Source organism: Bacillus sp. Marseille-P3661 (assembly GCF_900240995.1).
GTDB lineage: Bacteria > Bacillota > Bacilli > Bacillales > Bacillaceae_J > OESV01.
Map to the genome: position 1 here is coordinate 1,551,550 of NZ_LT965953.1, position 22,156 is coordinate 1,573,705.

A 22,156-nucleotide genomic window follows, 5' to 3' on the forward strand; every position below is an offset into this window, starting at 1 on the left:
TTTCAAAGGTCATCTTCAAGATAACCACCTAGTACACTATTCCCCTCGCTATCCAATCAATCTTTTCAGGGCTTTTATCATGATAAAATTCCACGAATAAAGGAGGAGTAGGAAAACGTATTGTCCTCCTACTCCCACTTACAACATCGAATAAAATCCATTCCCAAAATCGTGGATAGTATGGATTTATCGCGATAAAATCTGATTTTCTATTACTTCGCCAAAGTACCTTCTGATTCAAATTCAAATTTGCAATAAGGGCACTTTAATTTTTGTTTCGGGTTTTTGACTACAATTTTGTATAAAATCGTATCCAAATGATAATTTCCGCTACATTTTGGACAAGTCACATAGTGTACCTTTGACAAGCTATACCCTCCCTTTTAAGCTACCATTAGACCATTCACTTTATAGTTGAAGGATCGAAGTAGTCCTCCAAACAAATTTGTTTAGTCATGTACTCTGGTATTTCGATTTTTTTAGGAAAGGTCAATTCTTCGAGCGGCTTTGTGGCGTCTATTCCACCCTTGGCTGTAGAAGTATCATTCGCAGATGGGTCTAATCTAGTTCCCAACATATTGGAAATCACTACAAGGTCTTTATCCCATTGTGACCTTGTAGCAACCGCGAATAAAACCTGCTCATCATCCCAAATATCGATATCCTCATCAACTACTATCACATGTTTTACCCTGTAATCAGAACTCAAAGCCGTTGTGATGATTGTGTTAGGCTCAGATTCCTTAGTCTTCTTGACTTGAACATAGGCATGCAACCTAGCTGTTCCAGAAACTGGCATGTGAACCGCCGTAACACTAGGTACCACCTCTTTGATTCTACTATACAAATAAGCCTCAATCATCGGTGCATCAAGTAAAAGATGATCAGCATGCCCTGGCATAATATCCAAATAATAAGCGTTTCTTTTACGAGTAACGGCTGTCACCTTTGTGACTGGGTTTATTCTTTGTCCTCCATAATACTGGGTATATTCACCAAAAGGACCCTCAATGTCGGTTTCTTCAATTGAGATTTCAGCCTCAATCACTATTTCGGCATGTGCTGGAACCATCACATCCGTTCCCCAAGTTTCCGATGGAGTTACTTCTAGTGGCTCTCCCATGACTCCACCGATAATTTCGGGTTCGTCTGCTAATATCTTAGTTTGAGCACCCATATAAAAGGCCGGATGATGGCCAATGACCAAGGCCATAGGCATAGACTTGCCAAGCTTTTTGTACTTTTGAAAAACATGATGCATGTGACGGGCAACGTTAAAGTTGACCACCATACGATCCGGTCCTGTCACAGCAATACGGATGATCGAACAATTAACCCTTCCATTTTCCGGGTCTGTTACCCATGCGCTTCCTGAAGTAAAGTATGGACCTAAATCCATCTCATGGTGAGTGATGACAGGGAATTCATAAAGATCAACCTCATCTCCTGTTTGAATGATTTCCTTAACCGGAGCCTCTTTTTTATCAATAACAACCGGAGGTATTGGTTTCTCTCTGGAAATATAGTCAAGCGGAAGCTTTGCAACTGTCGTTTCAATTGCATCAGCTAACCTTTCTCGACTCCCAAATAGATTAATTAAAACCGGCATTTTGGAAATTTCACCTTTTAAATTGTATACTTGTTCGAATACTAGCGCCGCACTATTCTTCTTACGCTCCATAGCATCTAATACCGCTGGTATTTCGAACTCTGGGACCACTTTCTTCTTGATTTTTACTAGACTCCCCGGTCTGTTTTTTTCTAAGTGATTAATAAAATCATGCAAATCTTTATTCATTTCATCCAATCTCCTCATAGGCATGATTCTTTGTTTGACTAGTTGGTATTAAAGCAACAGCTGCGATGGTTAACCCAATTAGGGCCGTCAACCATCCCGGCGCAATTAAGATTAAGCCAGCAATGAACAATAATATACTTTGATAGAAAGCGAGGTTTCGAAATAAAAACCTGCGAAGAGCACCAGCAATAAGAGTTACTCCTACAAAGGCCGTAACGGTACTCAAAATAATATTCAACAGACTGCCCTGTAACAACAATGCTTCATTATAAACGAAAGCAAATGGTATCACGAATATCGCTATCCCCAAGCGAACTGCTTCCCAGCCTGTTTCCCATATTTTGCCGCCACTAATACCACACGCAACGAAAACCGCTAGGCAAAGTGGTGGGGTGATGAAGGAGGCCATTCCCCAATAAATAACGTATAAGTGGGCGACCATGGGTTCTACACCTAGGGTGGTAAGAGCTGGTGCTGCTACCGTTGCTAACGTAATATAAGCTGGAATCGAGTCCATCCCCATCCCTAAAACAAAGCAACAAAGTCCGATTAATATGAGCGTAACTAAAAGCTCACCACCGCTTAAATCAATAATAAATTGAGCTAACCTGACACTCAAACCGCTTAACTCCAAGGCACTGATCATTAAGCCTACGCCGGCCGTAATCACCCCGATAAGCAACCATGTTTTTACACTTGGCACAAACGATCTCCATATTTTTATTGGTACTAAATGATGTGATTTGTCTTTAGAAGCGAAACTACAAAGAATTAGCGTCAATATTGAGAATATGGCGGCCATATCTGGTGAAAATTTTTTAACAAACATTAGATAAACTAAGACTATTAGTGGCGGAAGATAGAACCAACCTTTAGTAAAAGTTTTCCAAAGGGGAGGTACTTGATCCACTGGAACAGGTTTCAAGTTTAAACGCTGAGATTCAAATTGAATAGACATAAATAGCACCATGTAATAAAGCAGAGCTGGTATTAAGGCAGCCATGGCAATTTGAGCATAAGGAACACCGATCCATTCAGCCATTACGAAAGCAATGGCCCCCATTACCGGCGGTAAAACCTGACCACCTGTGGATGCTACTGCTTCTACTCCGCCAGCAAAGGATGCCCGGTATCCAACACTTTTCATTAACGGGATTGTGATACTACCGGTTGTCGCTACATTAGAGGAAGGCGAGCCCGAAATCGAACCAAATAACGCGCTCGCTAAAACTGCTGCTTTTGCAGGTCCCCCCCTTAATCGGCCGGTCATTGCCAAAGCAATATCAATAAACCATTGTCCAGCCCCACACACCTGTAATAGGCGTGCAAATACTATGAAAACAATTAAGATTGTGGTGGCAATACCTAAGGGCAATCCGAAGATGCCCGAAGGTCCAACATAAGCAGCGAAACCTAGCCGGTCGAGTCCAAACCCGTTACCATAGAGAATTCCCGGCAAATACCCCTGAAATAACGTCGCTAAAATAATTAAGCCGATTAAAGAAGGCAATACCCAACCGCTCACTCGGCGAATCATTTCAAATAACGGTATCCCAATCAAAAGGAATAGTATGATCCCTTTTGTATCCAGAAAACCATACATCGAGTATTCCAGAATAGCGTCTTGAAATAGAATGGCATAACCAGCTCCAACCACTCCCATCAGCATGAGCAGCAGATCATACCAAGCGACGCCTCTTTCTCTTTTATTGCCTTTTATCGAATAAAAAGTAAAAACTAGAATCACAATCACAGTTAGGTTTATAGCTCTGTGTACAGCACTAGGAACATAGATACCTAGTAAAGTTATCACCCTACTTGCAGCAATAATGTTGTATAATACTAGCAATGAAGCTAGCAATTCTACAAATACGATATAGCGCGACTTACCTACGCCCGAACTTCCAGATTCAGTCGATACTTCCTGTGGATCTGAACGAAACTCATCTTTCGTCACCTACATCCCTCCTATCATCCTTTCCTATACCACTCCTAAAATGAATTCACAAGGTCTTGTTGGATTTTCTCTAATTCTGGAGTCCAAGCATTAATTTCTTTGAAATACTTAATTGCTCCAGGATGGTACGGGATAGGAGGATTCGTTAACGCAGCTTCTAAAGTCCACTCCTTCCCTTCGTTATGAAGTGCGGCTACTCGCTCCTCGTTCTCCAAAAGGGCTTTGGTAATTTGATAGGCTACATCCTCTGAAAAGTCCTCCATTACTACAAGTCCTGTAGGTACTGCAGGTATATGAACTTCTTCATCTTGACCTTTATACGTACCAGCAGGTATCGTTACTTTCTTCCAAGCTGGTCCCATTTCTTCTAATACTATCGACATTTTATCATCTGGTATCGAAAGGAACGTCACATCAGTGTTTTGTGCCATTTCGGTCAAATTACTAGCAGCAATGGCCGCTGGAATAAGGGCTGCATCTGCCGTACCGAGTTCTACAGCTTCAATCGCTTCATTCGTTTCAGCCGTTTCTAATATTTTCACATCATTCTCAGTTAAACCGTAAGCTTTCAACATCGCTAAAAACGACAGTTCCACATCAGATAACGCTCTGCGTTTGGCAATAACTGCTTTGCCCTTTAAATCTTCTACCGATTTAATGCCCGAATCACTTCTCGTTACTAAAATACGAGTACTCACTTGCCCTTGTGCCAATATTCGGGTAGGTTGTTTGCCTACTTTGGCAAAGTCACCTCGACCGCGAAAAGCATCCGTTGAACCTGCATTACCGATCATACCGATATCTATTTTATCAGCAATCAAAGCATGCATATTTGCACCCGACCCGCCTACCGGTTCTACTGCGACATTAATCCCGGCGTTCTCATGAATAATCTCACCCATACCTACGGAGAGAATATAAAAAACAGATCCAAGTGAAGAGGCTCCCCAGGAAAGGGATGTTGGTGACGATTCCTTTTGAGTCTCTTGAGTTTCTTGAGCCTCTTGAGAAGTATTTCCTTGTGTTTCTTCGGTACTCGATTTACTACTGCATCCCACAGCAACCATAGATAGGAACAGAGCTATTACAAGAATAATGACAACATTCAACCTTTTACTAACCGATTTTTGTTTTAAATTAATAATAATAAAAACCCCCTTTTTTTTACAAAACACTTGCAAAAGCCCTCGTTGTATACGTTTCCAATATTTACACCAGTTTTAATATCCTTATTAACCTTTTTACTAATGGCTACGTTGTAAAATAAAAGTTTTAAGGTATTACTTGGTTTCTTTGATAACAGCGGAGCCTCTGAAGAATGTTGCAAATAATCATGATCTATTGGGGTTTCGAAATAATGGCAATCCGCATCCTCTATCGGGAAAATCAAAAAATCATTTATTGATAGATTCCTATTCCGCATGATTCCAATCATCCTGTTTCATATCAGTAGCAAAATCGGGCTTACCACTTCGCGGTTAAACACTTTTAATCTGTTTGTTTCGAAATGGGTGGCAACCTCACATCAATAACAGCACTGCGATTGTTTTTCACTTCATGTAAAGCAGCGGTTAATACTTCTTTTAACTCACGGGGATCTTGAACCGTCTGGGCATAAGCTCCACCTGCCGCTTCAGCAATTTTAGCAAGGTCAGCGGGTTGATCAAAATTTACCCAGAAACGGTCGTGCTGGCCGGCCATTCCATCGGGATACAACCTCAGCACGTTCTCTTTTGTCGCATTCCAACCCTGATTATTATAAATCACAGTTAAAAAAGGTGCGTTGTACTTTCGGGACATCCAATGTACAGTAGAAGGGACGCTGAGCAAGTACGATCCGTCTGCGGTCAGATTCACCACCGTTTTTTCCGGGGCCGCTAGCTTGACTCCCAGAGCTGCCCCTCCATTCCATCCCAGAGATGTTCCACCTTTTCGGAAAAGCGTCCCCGGCTTTGTTCTTGGCAAATATTTATTAACATTACCAATATTCGTGCCGGACTCATCGATAACGATCGTATCCTCATCGATGAGTTCCTGGATGCATGTCGTTAGCATCGCTGGAGTAATCACCCCATCATCGGACATCCTTTCTTGCTCCCACTGAGCTCGTTGTTCATCGTGTATGTTTTTAAAATATTGATATCGCTCTCTGACCAGAGTCTGATCGACATGTTTATTCTGCACACACTCGTTAAACTGTTTTAACACTTCATAAGAATCTGCCTTGAAGAATTTATGTGATGGCATATACCAAAGTGGCAAATCCTCTTTCAACGGATCCATATCCACGTAGTAGATTTGGGCGTCTTCACTAGGTTGATTCAAAGAAGCCAGCCATGGAACATCGTTGTCTAAAACAAGGATGACGTCTGCCTGCGATAAAAACTTACCCTCCTGGAACCCGAGATGCAGCGGATGATCTCCAGGAAAGTTCGTATAGGATGCATGCTGTTCAATCACTGGAATACCTAGGCTTTCACTAAATTGAATTAATTCATAAACCGTTTCTTTTTTTCTGCCCAGATATGATGTCAGAATTAAAGGGTTCTTGGCTCCAGCTAGAGCTGAGACAATTTCTTCTACTGCATGTGCAGTGATCGTTGACGGCTCTGTCGGAGACCATTTGTTGGTTGGAATCGAAACGGGTTCGACTTCTTCTTCCAGTACCTCTCTGGCACCCGTTAAATATACGGGACCACAGGGCTCACTATGTGCTAACTGTAAAGCACGGCTGACCAATTGTTTGACATTTCTGCCCGTCCGAATATCATACTCCCATTTCACATAAGGCCGTACAATCCCCCTCTGGTCATGAACATCCTGTAGAAAGTTTACATGGCGATTACGGGTACCTCGCAGTTCTTTTTCCAATGTATAAGGGGTTTCTCCAGCAAAAATAAAGGCAGGAACACGCGCTCGCGATATATTATGCACAGCCCCTCCCATACTCTGTGTGCCCACATCACAATGAACCAAAACTGCCTGGGCCTTTTGGCTTATCAGCGCATAACCATGTGCAGCTGCAAGTGCCACCTGTTCATGAGGACAGATAATGACCTCTGGTAAAGGAATATTTTTAGATCTGGCTTTGGCCAAGCCTTCAATAATAGACGAATGATCGCTTCCCAGATTGGAAAAGAGATAGGAAACACCCATCTCCTGTAATACTTCAAGCAGCGCATCAGCAGTTGTATATCGTTCTGAATCATTTATCTCGCTGTTTTCAGCCATCACCTTATCCTCCTATATAGTAATTACAAATACATCGCAATGAGAGGTTACAGCGTTTAACTATGTGTACCCTTTTTCATCTGTTCTATATTAGTCTAAGAGTGTTAATTTTTGCGAAAGAGATATATCGTTTATTTTTTGCTGGGATATTTTTAACGGCGATATTTTTTACAAATCTACACGATGAATTAAGGCTTGTAATTCCGTAAGAGCAAGTAATGCTTCTACACCATGACCTCTTCCGATACCGCTCTGTTTAAAACCTCCAAAAGGCATGTTAACAGCAGAAGCGCCGCCCCTATGAATATTTACAAAAACACTTCCAGACTGAAGGTTTCGAGCTACTTCAAAGCCACGTTCAACATCAGTTGTCCAAACCGAATTTCCTAACCCGAATTCGGTATCATTTACCAATGCAATCCCTTCTTCCTCCGTATCATAAGGAATAATCGGAACAATCGGACCAAATTGTTCCTGTTGAACGATCGGATCCTCTTGCGTTACATTCGTGACAATCCTTGGTAAGATAAAGTACCCATCTGAAGGATTAGTTCCTTCTACAAAATCTCCCACTTGATGAACTACAGCATCCGTTTCTTCCAGCTGCTTGATTAAGTTCATGATCGATTCATACTGCGCTTTATTGTTAACAGGCCCCATCGTTGCACGCTCATCCAGACCAAAACCGACTCGAATCCGGTCCGCTGACTGAATAAACGCTTTAACAAAGGCATCATAGTTATCGCGATGCACATAAATTCTTTTAACGTTGTAACAAATTTGTCCGCTGTTCGTAAATACTCCTTTAATTAATTCATCGACTAACTTCTGGTTCACATCGGCATCTTTCAAAACTAATGCTGCATCATTTCCGCCTAATTCCATCGTTACATTCTTGATGGTATCCGCAGCATTACGAAGCACACTGGCTCCCACTTCGGTACTGCCTGTAAACGAGATTTTTCTAACTTTTGGATGTTTAACCATAGCTTCACCAACGGTAGAACCTGAACCCAGAAGTACATTGAGGACACCGGCAGGTAACATTTCCGCCAAATCATTCAACACTTTACCCACTGTTAAAGGACAATAATTAGATGGCTTTATCAGAACCGTGTTTCCTGCTAATAAGGCTGGCGCAAGCATCAGACTGCCAAGAAGCACAGGGGAATTCCAGGGGACAATGATTGAGACTACCCCCATAGGTTGCCGAGCCAATATCATTCTACCCTGTTCATTATCAATGACCCGGTCATTTAATTCATGAGCGAGAGTACTGTAGTAACGTAGGACATTAGCCCCTCCTAAAACATCGCGTTTAGCCTGTGAAAACAGCTTGCCGTTTTCCCGAACCAACAGCTTAATCAGCTCATCCTGATGTTCTTCTATATGAGCGGCCATTTGTTCAAGCTTTTTCGCCCGTTCTTCAGGAGGCGTGCTCCGCCAGTGACTCCATGCGCATTCCGCCGCTTCTACAGCACGATCGACATCTGCTGATGATCCTAGAGCAATTTCTCCCACCACTTCTTTTGTGGCAGCAGGATTGTAAACATTCACAGTTTGCTTGGAATCCACCACAGCTCCATTAATGTACATCTTTCCACTGGCTGTTTTAATCATTTGTCGCCCTCCTGTTTGTTCTTTAATTATAAGAAGTTTGAAAATTAACTCTACCGCTATTTAAATTTTTTGATCCCATCTTTAGCCAATAATTTAGGTTCAAGATTCCATAACTTTAATGCGTTTTCCCCTAAAATTTTTCGTTTTCCTTCTTCACTAAGGAAAGGTAAATCATAAATTTGTCCGGGTGTATTAAAATCCTGATGCGGATAATCGGTCGCAAATAACAATTTGTTTTCACCGTCAATCATATCGAATATCGCTGCTAAATGTGCTGGATTGTCGTAGTGGTCTAATGGCTGCGTGGTAAAATAGAAGTCTCTAATGTATTCACTTGGTTTCTTCGTTAACAGAGGAGCCTCTGAAGAACGTTGTAAATAATCATGATCTAAACGGCTCATAACAAATGGAATCCACGTTAATCCTGCCTCAATAAACACAAACTTTAAATTCGGGAACCTTTCTGGAATTCCATTCACAACTAAGTTCGTCATCTGAATCATGTTGTAGAATGGGAAGCCCAACGCATGAGCAGACATAAACTTATTTAACTGCTGGAACGGTCTCTCCATCCAAAACGATACCGTGTGGAATGCAAGAGGCATCCTCTTTTCTTCTAAAATCTTGAATAAAGGCATGTAACAATTATGATGTATAGGATTGTAACGAGTACTTGTTACCATAAATCCTACGACACCTTCTTTATCCGCGAATTCATTGACAATTTCCAGACAAGCTTCTGGATCAGATAATGGAAGGTATAGTACAACCTTTAATGTTTCTGAGTGAGGGCAAACCTCTTCAGTCATCCAACGGGCATATCCTTTTGCAATCTGTACTTCTAGCTCGGATTGGGGATGTAAACCCAACGTTAATAAATCGGTAGGAAAAACAATCGTGTAATCAATCGCCATTTTATACATGGCTTCAAGTAATGGATAAAACTCACGATTTAACTTTTCGTTCTTTGGCATGTCATAATATTGAAACAGTTCCTTACTTTTAGTTCGGCCTTCAAGAACACGATCACCTAAATCTCTAGGAAGAATATTAGGTTGAGCTCCTTTAGGTACACTCATTAATCTTGACTTCCATGGCTCATCTAGCATTTTACCAATCTCTCTGAATGGGGTTTCGAAGTAATGGCAATCCGCATCCACTATAGGGAAATCAAAAAATCCTTTTTTAATAGCTTCCTTTTCCGCATGATCCAAATAAGCTTTTTTTATATCAATAGCCATTCTTAATCCTCCTCACAATTTCAATTAGTAACCTGATCCCATACTTCTCCAAATCTGAAGTTCGAAAATATCAATGTCTCCAGCCTGTAATAGTTTGTCAGCAAATGTTGCAACCTCAGTTACGGTCAACTGCCCCCTGCCAGGAATTGGTCGGATTGTTTTTGGTCCCTCTTTTAAATCGTAGTCCGCATTAGAGACCTTTTGGGCATACAATTTAATCAATTGTTCTATTAGTTCCTGCATATAAATATCTTTTATTTCATCGCTTACATTGCTATTCTTTCTTAATAACTCGGTTAATTCTGAACATTTTTGCTCAAGTTGACTTTTACTATTTATCACTTGTTCACTCACCTAATACACCATCCTTTATGATATAACGTTTTTATTAACAGTCATGAAATTACAAATAGATATAAACACTATCATCTTTTATTTCAGTTTCATATTTTCTTAATTTCATTGCTTTTTCCGGAATACATTGTCCGGTTTTCGCTTCGAATTCAAAACCGTGCCATGGACAAACTAAACACATTTCATTTTCATCTACATATTCTCTGATTACTTCCTGATTTTCCCCAAGTTCCACCTTAACTCTTGGAAAAAGCTCACCTAACCCTACAGGTCCACCAGCATGGGGACAATGATTTCTATAAGCGTATACTTTGTCGTCTAGTAAAACGACAGCCACCTCTTTACCATTTACAATAAAAACATGAGATTTGTTCTCTTCAAGATCTGATAACCGACAAGCAAAATATTCCACAAAATATACCTCCCATCTTTTTGTTTGGTAAAATACTTCAACTAACTAGCAAATATCTAAATAACTGCTGTTAAATATCACTTAAAAAGTATGTACCGAATTCGAATATTCGAAATGAAAGAATTCGGAGTTTTTTAATTATTTTGAATATTTGCTTAAAAAAAGTATAAGCCATCTGAAAATATATTTCAACATTTTTGTGAAATAAAATTCCAAATATACCCACTCCACTTATCTGAAATAGGGAATGGAATGAATTTCATGTAACAATCATAGTATATTAACGCAAGACCTAGCTTATATTTGTTTATGGTAATGATCGATAGAACTTGGAATAACTAGACACTTCGGGTATAGAATGAGAAACTTCTCTTGAAACATTCAAATACCAGTGTTTTATATTAAATAAAACTTCGTTTACTTTTAAAGAAATTTTAATTCAATATAGTTAGTAAATTAACAGATTTTTCCCCAAGAGATTCGTAAGAGAATGAAGGAAAGTAATCCCTGAGTTATTTTAACCTATCTTTACGGGCACAAAAACAAAATCACATACAACATACTATCCTTATAAGAATAAAGTACGAAACACGGTAAATACATTACCCCAGCCACCGCTTTAAGGCGGATGATTTTCCGCTCTATTAAGGTAGATGTATTATTTCAGTAATTCTAATACTTTTGAAATTACGATCATAGCTTTTAGCTGTAACTTTAATTAAATATGAATATGGGTCTCTTTACTCCTTATCGCGTAATTAGGCACCAATATAGGGTGAAGTAAAAATGAATCACAATCTATTGTATTTTACATGTATTATTTCTGTTTTAACTCCTATCTCTGCCGTCCGACCTATGACTTCCTTATTCGCAAAAGATCTAGGTGCATCTATGTTAGAAATTGGTATTTTAACAGCCTGCTATTCTCTGACTCCCTTTTTATTTGCTATTTTAATTGGCCAACTTGTGGATCGGTTCGGGGAAAAAGTTCCGTTAATGATAGGAGCAGCCGGAATGACTTTTGCCCTTTCACTACCTTTTTTTCACCCTGTATTATTCGTTCTATACATCTCACAATTTATATTAGGTGGTTCACAGTTGCTAGCCCTTATCGCGCTTCAAAACGGAGTATCTGGTTCCGTTTCTATAGAAAAGCGTGATAAAGCATTATTCACACTTAGTTTATGTATGTCTATCGGACTAATGCTTGGTCCAATAATTGGAGGTTACGCTACGGTTCACTTAGGATTCAAAAACTCATATTTATTATATGCGTTAATATCTATTATCCCTTGTATAGTAGGGTTATTTATTACTCAATCCAATCACAAAAAGAACACGTCACAAAATAAACAAGTACACCGAATGAAGGATTTGCTAGCTATTCCAGGATTAATGCGTACTATTTTTGTAAGTATGCTAATTTTAGCTTCACTTGATCTATTTTTTGTTTATTATCCTTTATATGGTAGTTCAATAGGAATGAGTCCTACCGAAATAGGATGGGTCTTAATGGTTCAATCATTGGCAAGTATAATAGTTAGACTATTTATGCCTGCAATTATTGAAAAATATGGAAAAGTTAAAACACTATCTACCTTTATGTTTTGTGGTGCCCTTGCATATGGTTTTATCCCATTTTTCGATATATTTTTTTACATCGTTTTATTATCATTGATCCTTGGTACTGGAACTGGAATTGTTTCACCGTTAACTTTATCCCTAACTGTACACTTAGCTCCGCAAGAACGCAGAGGTGAAATTCTCGGAATTCGAATGGCCGGAAACAGGCTCTCCCAGGTTATAATTCCCTTACTATTTGCCGGGGTAAGTAATTTTACAGGTTTAGGAGCCATCTTTACAATTGAAGCTATTATTCTAGGATTAGGAGCAATGATGGCAAGTGGAATTAAAATAGAGACAGGGAATGAAAATAAAGAGGGATAAGAGCCAGAGGGACAGGTCCACTGGCCTATCGGTATATTATTTACTAATTGTGCCACGGCACCTGTCCCGTAATGGTCCCGATCATTTTTCCATCAAGCTTTTCACATGACAATCTAAAGGACAAGAAAGGATTAACTTCTTGGATTATTCTAGTTTTACATTTCAAGAAAAGCATAAAAAAAGATGTCCCAAAAGCAAGCTAGGCTTCTAGGGACACCTTATAATGAAGATTAAAAAATATCATTGATCGGCCTTACATTGTGCTAATGTCGATTACAAATCGATACTTCACATCTGAAGCTAGCACTCGTTTGTATGCTTCGTCAATTTGGTCGGCCGATATCACTTCTATTTTAGGAACAATGTTATGTTCAGCACAGAAATTTAACATTTCCTGAGTTTCACGGATGCCTCCAATCATTGACCCTGCAAATGAACGGCGATGGGGAATTAGAGAAAACACATGTAATGCCAATGGCTCTGCAGGCGCACCAACATTTACTAGCGTACCATCTAGCGCTAAGAGTGAAAGGTAAGCATTTATGTCAATTTGTGCACTTACCGTGTTAATGATCAGGTCAAAAGTACCTGAAAGCTTAGTAAATGTTTCAGGATCACTTGTGGCATAGTAGTGGCTAGCGCCGAATTCCAAGCCATCTTCTTTTTTATTCAATGTTTGAGACAGTACAGTAACTTCTGCACCCATCGCGTGTGCAATCTTTACGGCCATATGCCCAAGACCGCCCATACCAACAACCGCAACTTTCTTACCTGGGCCAGCACCCCAATGGTTTAATGGAGAATATGTCGTAATACCTGCACAAAGTAATGGTGCTGCAGCATCGAGTTCAATGTTTTCAGGTATTCTGACAACGAAGTCCTCCGTTACGACAATGTGGGTAGAATAGCCACCTTGTGTTGGCTCGCCGTACTTATCAACACCAGCGTATGTAGGGACATTTCCTTTTAAACAGTACTGTTCTTCTCCTTTACGGCAGTTCTCACATTCACCGCAGGAGTCAACCATACATCCGACTCCTACTCGATCACCAACCTTGTACTTTGTAACCTCAGCTCCTACATCTGTAACAATTCCCGCAATCTCGTGTCCGGGTACGAGTGGATAGTTCACTGGACCCCATTCGCCGTGAGCAGTATGAATGTCAGAATGGCATATACCTGCATATTTAATTTCAATGAGGACATCATGCAAATCAAGATCGCGTCGTTTAATTTCAGCTGCTCTAAAGGGTTTATCTGGACCGTCAACAGCTCGTGCTTTAGCAGTTATCATGAATAAAACCTCCAATAATTTATACTTTTCAAGAGAATGTCCTAATAACAGGTGGAAATTCCCTGCATATTTTTTTCTCTTGCAAACCAATGTTAATCCCTATAGTTAACTCTAGGTCAAGAGTTTAATTTATTTTCCTTTTAGAAGGTCACCCTACTTATTAACTATCAATCTAGTTCATTACATTTTTTATAGCGGTAGTATATCGAGTCGACTTATGCTTTCCTTGTCTTTGACAGTCAGTACGTACCGTGATAAAATCACAAAATCACCCTCATAACACTAGAGTTAACTCTAGGTCTATATTATAAAAAAAGGAGATAAAAGATGAGTACATATTCAATCAGCGAAGTTGCAAAAGAATTGAATCTTACAGTATATACCTTACGTTACTACGACAAAGAGGGACTTTTGCCTTTTGTAGAACGAACAGCTAGCGGAATCCGATTGTTTAAAGAATCGGATATCGATGCATTAAGAATAATTGAATGTCTAAAATCAACTGGAATGCCCATAAAGGAAATTAAAACTTTCATTGACTGGTGTTCTGAAGGAGATTCCACATTGCAGCAGAGATATGACATGTTTATCGAACGAAAATCTACAGTAGAAGCACAGATGGAAGAACTAAAAAAAACGATGAAACTTATCGAGCATAAATGTTCCTACTACAAGACTGCATTAGATGCCGGAACGGAATAAGAGTCCAGAGGGAGTCCAGAGGGACAGGTCCCGTGACCCTTTTCCCTTGCGCTAGAGTCGACTATAACTTTTATACTAATTAATTGTGTGTAAGGGTAATTTTTTATTACAGGAGGTTTTAATTACATCGTATCGGTAGGACTCCTATCATTGATTTAAGTTAAGTTAAGAAACGATTTTCTTAAGTACCTATATGTATAGTCCTGTAAAACTTTTTACCCTAGACCAAGTTTAGTAGTCGAAAATGGAGGCTTTAAAATGTCAGATAATACAAAAGTTGCACTTGTTACGGGCGGGAATCGAGGAATTGGATATGAGTTGGTCAAACAATTGGCTTTGAAAGGCTTTAAGGTCATTTTGACAAGTCGGAATCCAGAGATGGGCGAATCAGCAACGCAAAAACTTAAGGAATCAAATCTTGACGTTCACTTTTTGGTGATGGATGTAAACGACCAAGAAAGCATCCATCTTGCAGCCATTACAGTTAGTAAGGAGTATGGAAGATTAGACGTATTAATCAATAATGCTGGTGTATATTTGGATGAAAATAAAAAATTAGTAACTGTGGGCCCTTCCATTTTGGAGAAAACAATGGCAACAAATTTCTTCGGTGCATACTATAGTCTCTGTTCCTTTATTCCACTCATGGAAAAACAAGGCTATGGAAGAATTATTACTATTTCCTCAGAATATGGAGCGATGAGCGAAATGTCATATCCAGGTGTCGGCGCTTATAAGTTGTCTAAACTCGCACTGAATGGATTGACTCAATTAGTTGCTGCAGAAATCAAAGGTGATATCAAAATTAATGCAGTTGACCCAGGATGGGTAAGCACAGATATGGGTGGACAAGCTGCCCCAAAAACTCCTAAGCAAGCTGCAGAGTCTATCCTTTGGTTAGCAACAGTTGGGCCTGACGGACCTAACGGGGAATTTTTCAGAGTAGGAAAAAGAATTGATTGGTAAAATCAGACGAGCCAGAGGGACAGGTCCACTGGCTCTTCGGCTTATACTTACTAATTTGCGCCACGGTACCTGTCCCTCTGGCCCACTACTAATTTGCGCCACGGTACCTGTCCCTCTGGCCCAGCCCACCTGGCCCAAGGAACCAAAATCAAAATAAGAATAGATTTTAGATTCTAGTTTTTTGTAATCTAATAGAATTAAGGACTACTGATACAGAGCTAAATGCCATAATGGCCCCAGCTAACCACGGGGCTAAGAGACCGAACATTGCGAATGGTATGCTGATGATATTATAGAGAAAGGCCCATATAAAGTTTTGCCTAATGTTGGTCATTGTAGCTTTACTAATCTTAATTGCATCCACGACCTTTCTTAAATCACCTTTTATCACAGTAATGTCACCTGATTCAATGGCAATATCGGACCCTGTACCCATTGCGATTCCAATATCAGCAACAGTTAAGGCTGGTGCGTCATTGATCCCGTCTCCAACCATTACAACACGTTTTCCATCGTTCTTTAAACTTTGGATCATTTCTGCCTTTTTCTGTGGCGATATATTTGCTTGAACATTTTCAATTCCAGTTTTTTTAGCAATAGTCATGGCAGTCTCCTTGTTGTCACCTGTTAGCATGATGACTTCCAATCCCATCTGTTTCAAGCTACTAACCGCTGCTCTTGACGATCGTTTTACTTCATCGGCAACTGCAATAATCCCTACAAATCGAGAATTGCTTGATACTACGATCACCGTCTTTCCTTCTCGTTCCAATCTTCTAATCTCTTTTTCAACTCTTGGTGGAATGTAAAGATGATTCATACTAAAGTAACTAGGACTAGCAATCAACACCTTTCTACCATCTACATTTCCCATGACCCCATAACCCGGAATGGATTGTACTTGGCTTGCATTTGGAAGATTTATGCCTCTTTTATTTACTTCATTAAAAATTGCTTTTGCAACAGGGTGCCCCGAATCACCTTCAACTGCAGCTATTAGTTCAAAAAACTCACGTTCACTAAAATATTCAACAAACACGTCGGTTACTTCAGGCTCTCCTTTTGTAATCGTTCCTGTTTTATCTAATACGATGACATTGATTTTCCCTAGCACTTCCAGGTGTTTTCCCTCTTTAAATAGAATTCCTGACTGTGCGGCTCGTCCACTCCCTACCATTATAGAAGTAGGAGTAGCCAATCCAAGGGCACATGGACATGCAATAATTAAAACAGCAATCATCTTTTCTAAGGCCTCACTTAATTCCCCCGGTTGAATCCACATGTACCACAGTAAAAATGTAACGATTGAGACGCAAATAATAATCGGAACAAAAACCCCTGTCACTTTATCTGCTATATGTTGAATCGGTGCTTTAGAGCTTTGTGCTTCCTCTACAATACGAATGATTTGTGACAAAGTAGACTCAGATTCCTTTTTCATTACCCTTATTTTTAATGTTCCATTATGATTAATGGTACCTGCAAACACATGACTCCCAATGCCTTTTTCAACTGGTATACTCTCCCCAGTTAACAAAGACTCATCAATCATCGAGTTTCCTTCCATAACTTGTCCATCAATTGGTACCTTCTCACCAGATTTAACAATAACCACATTCCCGGGTGTGATTATATCGACAGCTGTTGGGTATTCCTTTCCGTCCAAAAACAATGTGGCTGTTCTCGTTTGCAATTGGTAAAGCTTCTTTATTGCCTCCGTTGTTCTCATTTTTGTTCTTGTCTCAAGTATATTCCCCAACAAAATGAAAGTAATAATGAATGCGCTTGTTTCATAAAACAATACAATCGATTGTGGATGTCCAGAAATACCTAAATGAGAAAAAGTTAAATAATGACTATAAAAGAAGGCTGCTGAAGTACTTAATACAACTAAAACATCCATATTTGCACTTCCACTTTTCAGCGATTTCCAAGCCCTCTCATAAAATTGGAGCCCTATAATAAACTGAATTGGAAGGGTAAGCGCAAATTGGAATAAAGGGTTAATAAAAACTTCCGGAACTTTAATAAACGAAGCCCACTTAAAGTGGGAAAACATCGCCCACGCTAAAGGGAATGTAAGCAGTGCTGAAATAAAAAACTTCCACTTGAGAATCGTAATCTCACTACGTTTCTTCATTTCTGTCTGAATATTATTCTTTCGATCAATTTTCGCATCAAATCCAATTTTATTTATTTTATTTATAATTTCATTAATGTTTGTCAGTGTGTTATTAAATATCACACGACCCTTTTCAGTTGTTAAATTTACATGTACTTCCTCTACTCCCTCTATCTTTGAGACTACTTTTTCTATTCTTGTTGCACACGCAGCACAATGCATTCCACTTATCTCTAAATGGTTTGTTTCTTTCATTTTATATGTTCACCTCTTTCAATACCGTCAAATTAATATATTCTATTAGAAATAGATGCTCTTTAGAACAATAGCATTGATAGATTATAAAAAAGCCGAACTTCAGTAATGAGTTGAAGTTCGACTTTTAGATGTATTCATAAACATACTTTTTCCACCTGTGTGTCTGATTTACTATCAAGCCGAGCTGTTGCCATTAAAGAAATTTTGTGGATTCCCAGTATAATAAATCCTGCGATTGCTTGATCATACTTTGTATTAAAGGGAGTGGGAAGTATATTTAAGGAAAAGGATTGCGATTGCGAGGGAATGCATAAATGAGCTGTTAATTGTGTCAAGAAGGGGTTGTTTGATCCGTCAATTAAAGCACTAAAAACGAATAATAAACAAGCTGGCATTAAAAGAACCCCACTTAGAAATGCAAATCGGTTTTTTTCCTCTTTTTTGAATCGTTGCCTTGGATCAGGTGACACAATCGGCCACCACATACTAAATGACAAAATCAATAGCACAAAAATATATCCATTGTGAAGAAAGGAATTTTGCGAAAAGACATTTAAAACAACCGGCAAATGGTACATAAAGAATAATATCGCAAAAACAAATAACGCGATTCTTGGGGATAAAAACCACTTGCTAACTACATTAGCAATCGGGGTTTCCCTTATTCTTTGAAACAAATTGCTAGGTGTCCCTATTAATAGAATGGGTGGGATAATAAAGTATAAAATACTCATTTGGATCATGTGTAAACTGAAGGAGAGATGACTTATAGTTGTTAGAGGACTACCAATAGATACGCATAACAATCCTAAACTCAAGTAAAAGAATAGTGGTTGTTTCTGATACAATTTTATTTCTGTAAAACGATGTACGAACAAGGAATAGATAACAGCAATTCCTATCATGCCCACTAACAATGGAGTATTCCACATTAATTGCCCATTGAGTAAAACATTCATAACCATGTTAATCCCCCTCTTCGGAGTGTATCCCTTGACTATGAAGTATCGTTCTTTATCAACCTTATATATTATGTTTGAATTTGTGATTTATAACAATATGTCACAAAACTTTCACACTATTGTAGTTTCTCCTTATTTATATCAGAGATAAAGGTGATAGAATATGGGTTGTAGATTGTTATTTCAAACAAATAGTTTCACAATCTAACAGAAAAGGTGAAGAAAATGTTTCCTATTGAGAGACAAAGTAGAATTAGAAAATTGATCCAAACAAAAAGGACATTGAAAATTAGTGAACTTAGTGAACAGTTTAATGTCTCTGAAATGACGATTTATCGAGATATTAAGCCTTTAGTAAAAGAAGGTCTTATCTCTAAAACCTTTGGTGGAATTTCACTTGTTGAAAAAGATAAACATGTGTTACCAAATCAAAGCCAATGTGTTTACTGTCACAAACCAAACAATTCTAAAATGGCGTATCGATTAATCTTAGAAGATGACAAGATTGAAACCGCTTGTTGTGCTCACTGTGGACTCCTTCGACACCGTCAACTGGGTGAAGAAGTGTTACAGGCTATATGTCATGATTTTTTTATGAATACAACGATAAGTGCTCCGCTAACTTGGTTTGTCATGGACACCACCCTTAACGTCGCTTGTTGCCAACCACAGGTACTAACATTTGAAAACCGAGAGCATGCCGAAAAATTCGTTAAAGGTTTTGGTGGAGAAATCTATGGATTACAGGGTGCCATGGAAGTGGTTTATCAGAAAATGCAAGGGCCTTCAGGGTGTTGCAGTAAACATCATTAAGAAAGGTTATTGCGTTTGAAGTTGCTTGTATAAATAAAAATAGATTAATAAATACGGAGGAAATGTAAATGGGTAGAAGAATTTGGATCGTAATGTTTGTTCTAGTAATAGGTATTTTATCTGCTTGTACTAATGCGAAAGAACAAGTATCTGAAGAACCAATGCCGATTGAGGTTGAGTTTATCGTCCCTGATCAAGCCAATGCAGGTGAAAAAATCATTCTAAAAGCAGTTGTTACACATGGTGAAGAGAAAGTTAAAGATGCTGATGAAGTTGAATTTGAATACTGGGAAAAGGGAAATAATGAAGAAAGTACAAAGATTCAATCTAATAATAACGGTGATGGAACTTACACAGCCGAAGTAACATTTGGCCATGATGGGGTTTATGAAATGTATGCCCATACTACTGCAAGAGATATGCACACAATGCCGAAAAAATCGATTACAATCGGTGAGGGTGCTAGTTCTGATCATACAGAAGAACAACAGGAGCATTCGGAAGGTCATGAAGAAGGACAACAGGAACATAATGAGGGTCATGCGCATTCTGGGCACGATGAAGGATTCGCTTTACATTTTATGGAACCGAAGGAAATTAAGTCCAATCAAAAAACTCAGTTGACTGTACACTTACAACTTGGAAATGAACCTCTTATGAATGCTGATGTTCGTTATGAAATCATTAATGAAAGCAATTCAGATAAGCATGACTGGGTTGAAACAGAAGAAACTACTTCTGGTGAATACACTAGCTCTTATACATTTGCAGAAGAAGGAAATTACACGATTATCATCCATGTTAAAAATGACAAGGGTCTTCACGAGCATGAGGAGTATCAGGTTGAGATAGGTAAATAACGAAGAGCCAGAGGGACAGGTCCACTGGCACTCTGCTTATACTACTAATTTGCGCCACGGTACCCTCTGGCCCATGGCCCACTCCGGCCCACCTCTTAGTTTTTAATTTTAAATAAGTATTTTAAAAAACTAAATGAAGTAGTCTTCTTTCGTCTTCCTTTATTTCTATCTCTATTTCTGTTTCTCAAAAAAGCAGGAATGTCCAACTCGAATTTTTCATCCGTCATAGTTGCTTTTCTTTGATTAATCCTTCTTACTTCTATCCCATCAATATATTGTTCAATTTTCTGTTCTCTGTATCGATATATTCGTTCTGTTCCAAGTGCGAGTATTTCCAATGGAACATCACTATAATTATCGCTTTCCATTATGGTTTTCATCAGTTTCCATTTCATTTCTTGGCGTTCTTGCTTAGTCATTTTCATAATGAATTTGTAATTCTCACTTTCTCCAGTTGATAAAAATAGATAAACAAACGTATTACCATACTTGCAATGTCGGTATATTGACGAAATGAGATTCATCATCCATATAAAACAAATTGCTCTCTTTAAATAATTTAAGCCATTCATCCTTAGATCTATGTTGCAGTATCGAAACTCCAAAGGGATCCGTTACAATATCAATTCTTGATTTGTGAATCTCAAATAGCTCATTCTCTTTAGTAACATGATTCCCTAAGAAATTTACCATTTCAAATGCAGTAGGTATTTGAACGCCTTGTTCCAAACATTGGTAATAAGCATTAATAATAATTTCATTGTGACACATTCTATTAATATCCATTTATGGTTTCCTCACTTATTTCGGTAAATAAGAGTTACACTCTGTTTTAAATTTTCTATAAAAAGCCATATCATTACCATTACCATTTCTTAGAGATTTAGCAGCTTCTTTCCCTAGTTGATTTAAAGTTGCTTCAACTCCTTCAATAGCTCCATGTTTAAACCCTTTATCATAGCCTACTCTTAAACCATCATTAAAACCTTGTGTATAGATCTCAATTGGATTGATCTTTTTTTGATTACTCAAAATAACGCCTCCCCTTTTTTTAACAAACATTTCTCGACAATACAGACAGACACAATAACTAAGACTTATTATCGTGTTGATTGATTAATTTTTCTTTAAGTTTTCGATAGTTGGATTCCATTTTTTCTAATTCCAATATTTTCATTTTATAATCCAACTCTAATCTTTGTTTTTTTATTTCTAATCTTTGTAATTCAAAATCAATATCTTCAATATTTAATAGAGAAATACTACTATTGTACATAGACAAAATTTTGTTTAAAGATGTTATCTCTTTTGACTTAGGCTCAGTTAGTGGTGGATCCTCAAAAACAGCATCCGGCAGATTCTTCATAGCTTCCAATAGGAAGCCTGAACTTCCCATTAAAGGATCAATATGTAGTAAGTTAGCCTTTTGGGATAAAGAAGTTCCTTTTTCCTTTGACTTTTTCTCAACAAAATCCTCTAAATCTAACTCTTCAACTATATAACTCTTTCCGTCTTGCTGAGCCTTTAATTCACCAGAACGTATCCATCGTCTTACTGTTTCCTCAGAAACATTTAATTTCATACTAATATCTTTTGTTGTTAACAATAAATTATCACCA

The 22,156-nt window shown here is 38.5% G+C and carries 20 protein-coding genes; 5 read left to right on the forward strand and 15 right to left on the reverse strand.

All coding sequences use genetic code 11. The features are described 5' to 3' along the window. Positions 1–403: 403 nt before the first annotated feature. From C1724_RS07270 to C1724_RS07310, 8 genes are all read right to left on the reverse strand, one after another. Positions 404–1,816, reverse strand: coding sequence for a UbiD family decarboxylase (locus C1724_RS07270; RefSeq protein WP_180994160.1), 1,413 nt, complete (start codon positions 1,814–1,816; stop codon positions 404–406). After that, entirely contained in the window at positions 1,800–3,755 is a 1,956-nt protein-coding gene (locus C1724_RS07275; protein ID WP_102346031.1) for a TRAP transporter permease, read from the reverse strand. Before C1724_RS07275 ends, C1724_RS07270 begins: the two co-directional genes overlap by 17 nt. A gap of 35 nt (positions 3,756–3,790) precedes the next feature. Continuing rightward, positions 3,791–4,930 (reverse strand): TAXI family TRAP transporter solute-binding subunit, encoded by a 1,140-nt coding sequence (locus C1724_RS07280; RefSeq protein WP_102346032.1) that lies wholly within the window; start codon positions 4,928–4,930, stop codon positions 3,791–3,793. A gap of 313 nt (positions 4,931–5,243) precedes the next feature. After that, positions 5,244–6,986, reverse strand: coding sequence for a thiamine pyrophosphate-requiring protein (locus C1724_RS07290; protein WP_102346034.1), 1,743 nt, complete (start codon positions 6,984–6,986; stop codon positions 5,244–5,246). Between the two features lie 168 nt (positions 6,987–7,154). Next, complete coding sequence (locus C1724_RS07295; protein WP_102346035.1) at positions 7,155–8,606, reverse strand: aldehyde dehydrogenase family protein; 1,452 nt, start codon at positions 8,604–8,606, stop codon at positions 7,155–7,157. 56 nt (positions 8,607–8,662) lie between these two features. Next, positions 8,663–9,847, reverse strand: a complete 1,185-nt coding sequence (locus C1724_RS07300) for an amidohydrolase family protein (protein ID WP_102346036.1) — start codon at positions 9,845–9,847, stop codon at positions 8,663–8,665. A 24-nt stretch (positions 9,848–9,871) separates the two neighbouring features. After that, the gene (locus tag C1724_RS07305) at positions 9,872–10,201 is read right to left on the reverse strand and encodes a hypothetical protein (protein WP_102346037.1); all 330 of its coding nucleotides are present in this window, start codon (positions 10,199–10,201) and stop codon (positions 9,872–9,874) included. A 49-nt stretch (positions 10,202–10,250) separates the two neighbouring features. Further along, positions 10,251–10,613 carry a Rieske (2Fe-2S) protein gene (locus C1724_RS07310; protein WP_102346038.1) on the reverse strand — a complete coding sequence of 121 codons (363 nt, stop codon included), beginning with the start codon at positions 10,611–10,613 and terminating at the stop codon, positions 10,251–10,253. Between the two features lie 786 nt (positions 10,614–11,399). On the opposite strand from C1724_RS07310, the gene C1724_RS07315 reads away from it, so the two are divergent. Further along, complete coding sequence (locus tag C1724_RS07315; protein ID WP_102346039.1) at positions 11,400–12,560, forward strand: MFS transporter; 1,161 nt, start codon at positions 11,400–11,402, stop codon at positions 12,558–12,560. 253 nt (positions 12,561–12,813) lie between these two features. Here the strand turns inward: C1724_RS07315 and C1724_RS07320 are convergent, their stop codons facing one another. Further along, complete coding sequence (locus tag C1724_RS07320; RefSeq protein ID WP_102346040.1) at positions 12,814–13,854, reverse strand: NAD(P)-dependent alcohol dehydrogenase; 1,041 nt, start codon at positions 13,852–13,854, stop codon at positions 12,814–12,816. 327 nt (positions 13,855–14,181) lie between these two features. Here C1724_RS07320 and C1724_RS07325 point away from each other — a divergent pair, with 327 nt between their 5' ends. Next, complete coding sequence (locus tag C1724_RS07325; protein ID WP_102346041.1) at positions 14,182–14,556, forward strand: MerR family transcriptional regulator; 375 nt, start codon at positions 14,182–14,184, stop codon at positions 14,554–14,556. 258 nt (positions 14,557–14,814) lie between these two features. Continuing rightward, positions 14,815–15,522: an SDR family NAD(P)-dependent oxidoreductase gene (locus C1724_RS07330; RefSeq protein WP_102346042.1), complete on the forward strand. Its 708-nt coding sequence runs from the start codon at positions 14,815–14,817 to the stop codon at positions 15,520–15,522. Positions 15,523–15,688: 166 nt separating this feature from the next. Here C1724_RS07330 and C1724_RS07335 read toward each other — a convergent pair whose 3' ends face one another. Together C1724_RS07335 and C1724_RS07340 are read right to left on the reverse strand one after the other, a co-directional pair. After that, entirely contained in the window at positions 15,689–17,899 is a 2,211-nt protein-coding gene (locus C1724_RS07335; protein ID WP_102346043.1) for a heavy metal translocating P-type ATPase, read from the reverse strand. Positions 17,900–18,036: 137 nt separating this feature from the next. Beyond that, the gene (locus tag C1724_RS07340; RefSeq protein WP_102346044.1) at positions 18,037–18,867 is read right to left on the reverse strand and encodes a cytochrome c oxidase assembly protein; all 831 of its coding nucleotides are present in this window, start codon (positions 18,865–18,867) and stop codon (positions 18,037–18,039) included. A gap of 222 nt (positions 18,868–19,089) precedes the next feature. On the opposite strand from C1724_RS07340, the gene C1724_RS07345 reads away from it, so the two are divergent. Together C1724_RS07345 and C1724_RS07350 are read left to right on the forward strand one after the other, a co-directional pair. Then, positions 19,090–19,677, forward strand: coding sequence for a DeoR family transcriptional regulator (locus C1724_RS07345; RefSeq protein WP_102346045.1), 588 nt, complete (start codon positions 19,090–19,092; stop codon positions 19,675–19,677). A gap of 68 nt (positions 19,678–19,745) precedes the next feature. After that, entirely contained in the window at positions 19,746–20,537 is a 792-nt protein-coding gene (locus tag C1724_RS07350) for a FixH family protein (RefSeq protein WP_102346046.1), read from the forward strand. A 95-nt stretch (positions 20,538–20,632) separates the two neighbouring features. On the opposite strand, the gene C1724_RS07355 is transcribed toward C1724_RS07350, so the two are convergent. From C1724_RS07355 to C1724_RS07370, 4 genes are read right to left on the reverse strand one after another with little or no spacing between them, the layout of a single operon-like run. Next, complete coding sequence (locus tag C1724_RS07355; protein WP_102346047.1) at positions 20,633–20,962, reverse strand: hypothetical protein; 330 nt, start codon at positions 20,960–20,962, stop codon at positions 20,633–20,635. Between the two features lie 55 nt (positions 20,963–21,017). Then, the gene (locus C1724_RS07360; protein WP_102346048.1) at positions 21,018–21,323 is read right to left on the reverse strand and encodes a hypothetical protein; all 306 of its coding nucleotides are present in this window, start codon (positions 21,321–21,323) and stop codon (positions 21,018–21,020) included. A 15-nt stretch (positions 21,324–21,338) separates the two neighbouring features. Further along, complete coding sequence (locus C1724_RS07365; RefSeq protein WP_102346049.1) at positions 21,339–21,569, reverse strand: hypothetical protein; 231 nt, start codon at positions 21,567–21,569, stop codon at positions 21,339–21,341. A gap of 58 nt (positions 21,570–21,627) precedes the next feature. Beyond that, the gene (locus tag C1724_RS07370) at positions 21,628–22,143 is read right to left on the reverse strand and encodes a helix-turn-helix domain-containing protein (RefSeq protein WP_102346050.1); all 516 of its coding nucleotides are present in this window, start codon (positions 22,141–22,143) and stop codon (positions 21,628–21,630) included. Positions 22,144–22,156 lie beyond the last annotated feature (13 nt).

Bases quoted from the DNA above. Each gene is read 5' to 3' on its own strand.
- C1724_RS07270 (WP_180994160.1), bottom strand. From the start codon at position 1,816: ATGAGGAGATTGGATGAAATGAATAAAGATTTGCATGATTTTATTAAT.
- C1724_RS07290 (WP_102346034.1), bottom strand. From the start codon at position 6,986: ATGGCTGAAAACAGCGAGATAAATGATTCAGAACGATATACAACTGCT.
- C1724_RS07295 (WP_102346035.1), bottom strand. From the start codon at position 8,606: ATGATTAAAACAGCCAGTGGAAAGATGTACATTAATGGAGCTGTGGTG.
- C1724_RS07300 (WP_102346036.1), bottom strand. From the start codon at position 9,847: ATGGCTATTGATATAAAAAAAGCTTATTTGGATCATGCGGAAAAGGAA.
- C1724_RS07315 (WP_102346039.1), top strand. From the start codon at position 11,400: ATGAATCACAATCTATTGTATTTTACATGTATTATTTCTGTTTTAACT.
- C1724_RS07320 (WP_102346040.1), bottom strand. From the start codon at position 13,854: ATGATAACTGCTAAAGCACGAGCTGTTGACGGTCCAGATAAACCCTTT.
- C1724_RS07325 (WP_102346041.1), top strand. From the start codon at position 14,182: ATGAGTACATATTCAATCAGCGAAGTTGCAAAAGAATTGAATCTTACA.
- C1724_RS07330 (WP_102346042.1), top strand. From the start codon at position 14,815: ATGTCAGATAATACAAAAGTTGCACTTGTTACGGGCGGGAATCGAGGA.
- C1724_RS07335 (WP_102346043.1), bottom strand. From the start codon at position 17,899: ATGAAAGAAACAAACCATTTAGAGATAAGTGGAATGCATTGTGCTGCG.
- C1724_RS07340 (WP_102346044.1), bottom strand. From the start codon at position 18,867: ATGGTTATGAATGTTTTACTCAATGGGCAATTAATGTGGAATACTCCA.
- C1724_RS07345 (WP_102346045.1), top strand. From the start codon at position 19,090: ATGTTTCCTATTGAGAGACAAAGTAGAATTAGAAAATTGATCCAAACA.
- C1724_RS07350 (WP_102346046.1), top strand. From the start codon at position 19,746: ATGGGTAGAAGAATTTGGATCGTAATGTTTGTTCTAGTAATAGGTATT.
- C1724_RS07355 (WP_102346047.1), bottom strand. From the start codon at position 20,962: ATGAAAATGACTAAGCAAGAACGCCAAGAAATGAAATGGAAACTGATG.
- C1724_RS07360 (WP_102346048.1), bottom strand. From the start codon at position 21,323: ATGGATATTAATAGAATGTGTCACAATGAAATTATTATTAATGCTTAT.